This window comes from Candidatus Protofrankia californiensis (genome assembly GCF_900634765.1).
GTDB classification, from domain to species: Bacteria; Actinomycetota; Actinomycetes; order Frankiales; family Frankiaceae; genus Protofrankia; species Protofrankia californiensis.
The window spans coordinates 35,597-38,704 of sequence record NZ_CAAAFT010000256.1; the positions used below are offsets into that span (position 1 = coordinate 35,597).

Annotated in this window: 4 protein-coding genes; 1 reads left to right on the forward strand and 3 read right to left on the reverse strand. The window is 69.6% G+C overall.

Annotation, left to right across the window (positions count from 1 at the left end; all coding sequences use genetic code 11):
- The first annotated feature begins 130 nt into the window (after positions 1–130).
- Positions 131–397: a hypothetical protein gene (locus DD1DGNOD_RS14015; protein ID WP_131766820.1), complete on the forward strand. Its 267-nt coding sequence runs from the start codon at positions 131–133 to the stop codon at positions 395–397.
- 7 nt (positions 398–404) lie between these two features.
- Here DD1DGNOD_RS14015 and DD1DGNOD_RS29430 read toward each other — a convergent pair whose 3' ends face one another.
- From DD1DGNOD_RS29430 to DD1DGNOD_RS14025, 3 genes are all read right to left on the reverse strand, one after another.
- Positions 405–1,907, reverse strand: a complete 1,503-nt coding sequence (locus DD1DGNOD_RS29430) for a Tn3 family transposase (protein WP_346434319.1) — start codon at positions 1,905–1,907, stop codon at positions 405–407.
- A 98-nt stretch (positions 1,908–2,005) separates the two neighbouring features.
- Positions 2,006–2,599, reverse strand: a complete 594-nt coding sequence (locus tag DD1DGNOD_RS14020; RefSeq protein ID WP_346434320.1) for a serine/threonine-protein kinase — start codon at positions 2,597–2,599, stop codon at positions 2,006–2,008.
- 143 nt (positions 2,600–2,742) lie between these two features.
- Positions 2,743–3,108, reverse strand: a 366-nt coding sequence (locus tag DD1DGNOD_RS14025) for a pentapeptide repeat-containing protein (protein ID WP_165036712.1), incomplete at its 5' end; no start/stop codon positions are given.

A 3,108-nucleotide genomic window follows, 5' to 3' on the forward strand; every position in this document is an offset into this window, starting at 1 on the left:
GCGCCGGCAGCCTCGACACACCGGCCAGGGCTTCGGCCAGGACCTCGGGGTCCGGTAGGAACGGAGCAGAGAACCGGGGTTGCTGTCACATCTGTTGACACCTCTTGCGGTGGCGGGTCAGGCTCGCCCGGTGGGCTCTGACGGTGTGGCGTTCCTGCGGGCTGATGTGGAGCGGTTCTGCGGGGAACTGGTGGACCTGGCTCCGGCCGTCCGGCTGCGAGCGCTGGCGGAACTGCGGGCGACGGTGTACGAGGTGACGTCGGTTGCGTTGGCGTCGGCGATGGTCGCCGCCCAGCAGGAGGGCTGGGGGCTGCGGCGGATCGCGGCGTTCGTCGGCGTGTCACACGAGCAGGTCCGCCGGACGCTCGCGGCGTCCCCGCCCGCCACGCGAGAGTAGCGGGGCCCTACTGGCCGGGCGCGGGTGTCCGCAGGGGGCGGAGCTGGCCGTCGCGGACGATGTCGGGCAGCGAGAAGTTGTAGCGGCCCAGCATCTTAAGATGATCAAAGCCGAGTGGGGAGAGGCGAGCGACGTCGGCGGCGGGCTTGCCTTCGGCGCGGATCTGGTCGAGCGCTCGGGCGGTGTAGACCGTGTTCCACAGAACACAGACATTCGTGAGGAATCCCAGCGCCCCGAGCTGATCTTCCTGGCCTTCCCGGTACTTCTGCCGGAGCTCGCCTTTCTGCCCGTGGCAGATCTTGCGGCACAGCTGGTGGCGGGATTCCTGCCGGTTAAGTTGGGTGTTCACCCGCCGGCGCAGCAGCTCGTCGTCGAAGTAGCCGGCGAAGTAGGCGGAGCGGTCGAGTTTGCCGAGCTCGATCAGCGCCGGGCCGACCGGGATGGGGGTGCCGCCGCCGGCCAGGTAGCGGAACAGTTCGGCGGGGCGGATCGCGCCGGTGAGCAGGGATCCGGCGACCCGTAGCAGGTCGTCCCAGTTGTCGACGATGATCCCGGTGTTGACGCGGGTCCGGATGAGGTTGTGCAGCGGGCCGTAGGCGGCGGCCGGGTCGACTCGGTAGAGGGTGGCGCTGCCTGCGCCGGCGAGACGCGGGGAGAACTGCCAGCCGAGCAGCCGGAAGATCCCGAAGCCCATTTCGGAGGCGCCGGCAGTGTCGGAGGTGACCTCGACGGGGCGCAGCGACGTCTCCTGCTCCAGGAGGCCTTCGAGCAGGTAGTACCAGTCCTTCGGGGTGCCGGGGATGACGATGCCGTGGAAGCCGGTGAACTGGTCCGAGGCGAAGTTGTAGTACGTCACCCCCCTCGCACCCTTGCCGAAGTACTTCGGGTTGGGCCCGGCATTGATCGTGCGGACGGGAACGACGAACCGCAGCCCGTCGGCGGAGGCGAGCTCACCGCCGCCCCAGGCGGCCAGGAACCGGCCGATCGCGCCACCACCCGATCGTGCGGGCTTTACCGGCGACACGGCCGTCGGGACCGCAGGGGCGTGGAGGTGCTCCCGCAGGCCGGCCGGGCCGAGCGGATCCCGCACGTGAGTGTGTGCGCCGGCCGCCTTGTCGGAGCCGTCGGGCGGCGTGACGGGCAAAGGCGGAGCTGGAGCCGATGGTGGGGGACGATCTGGCGTGGTCTGCTCGAGGGCGTCGATGGCCGGGCGGTGCTCGGTTCGGGCTGTTTCCTGTGCCGCGGCTGTCTCGGCAAGTTTACTGCCGGCCTCCTGCAGTGCTGCCTGGAGCTGCTGATTCTCGTCTGCGGCCAGCTGGGCCGGTTCGGCGGGCTGGTCGGCGGCGTTGCGGACGTCGTCGTCGAGACGTACCACGACGCCGGACCGGGAGATCCAGCGAGGGCCGTAGCTACGGCCGGCGGCGTCGGCGAGGTCCACCGCGAGGGCGTGGGCAGAGGGCTGGCGGTCGGCCGGGTCCTTGGCCAGGGCTCGCAGGACCACCTCGGCCACCGGTGTGGGGACTCCGGCGGGTGGGGTCGGGAGGGTGTCGAGGTGGTGCTGCCACAGCGAGCGCAGCGGCAGTGTCGGGTCGAACGGCGGTGCTCCGGTCAGCAGCTGACCCCGAGCGCGTACAGGTCGGTGGCCGGTCCCAGCCGGCCGCCACGGATCTGTTCGGGTGCCATGTAGGTCGGGGTGCCGATCACCGCGCTGGCAGTGGCCGCCGACCCCTCGACGATTTTCGCGATGCCGAAGTCGGTCACCTTCAACAGACCAGTGGCATCGAAGAGCATGTTGTCGGTCTTGATGTCGCGGTGTAACACCCCTTGGCCGTGTGCGTGGGACAGCGCTGAGGCCACCGCCAGGCCGACGGCGCAGGCCCCCTCCGGGGACATCCCCTTGCGGCGGCGGGTCAGCGTCCCCCCGGCCAGCAGCTCCATGACGATCAGGCACAGGTCATGGTCCTCGGTGTAGTCGTGAACCCGGACGATGTGCGGATGATCCATGCTGGCGAGGAGCCGCGCTTCGGCGTCAAAGCTGCCGGCCGCGGCGTCGTGGTCCGCAGTCAGAACCTTGATCGCGACCTGGCGGTTCAGGCGGCGATGCCGACCGGCCAAGACCAGCCCGTACGCACCGGCGCCGAGCTGGGCGCCCAACTCGTAACCGGGCAGCGCGGCGGCCACCTGCGCCCGATCGACGATCATGACATGGGTACTGCGTGCCGATGACCTGCGATTCCACTGCCACGACCCCGCCCATTGCCCCCGAAACGATGCCGTGATCGTAGCGGCCTACCCACCGATGGTGTCAACAGATGTGACAGCAACCCCGGCTCTCTGCTCCGTTCCTACTGGACTCCGAGATTCGCTCTGCCCAGCACGACACTGGTCAGGTTCGCCTCGCGGAGCCGGGCACCGGTGAGGTCCGTCTCGACCAGGACAGCCCTGGACAGGTTCGCTCTCTCGAGCTGGGCACCAGCCAGCTGTGCGCCGGTGAGGTCCGCGCGAGAAGACACCTCGTCCCGGATGGGGAGCCGGCCCAACACGGTCAGGGCGATCTGGACATCCTCGTTCGGCTTGGCCGCGGCGGCAGGGAACCCAACGGGGCCAGCGGTCGTGGCGGGCGGAGTTCCAGCGTTCTGATCAGTGATGGGAGAGCGGGAGAAAGTGTGGGAGGCTGCCTCAGGCACGGTTGATGCGGTCTCCTGTGGGAG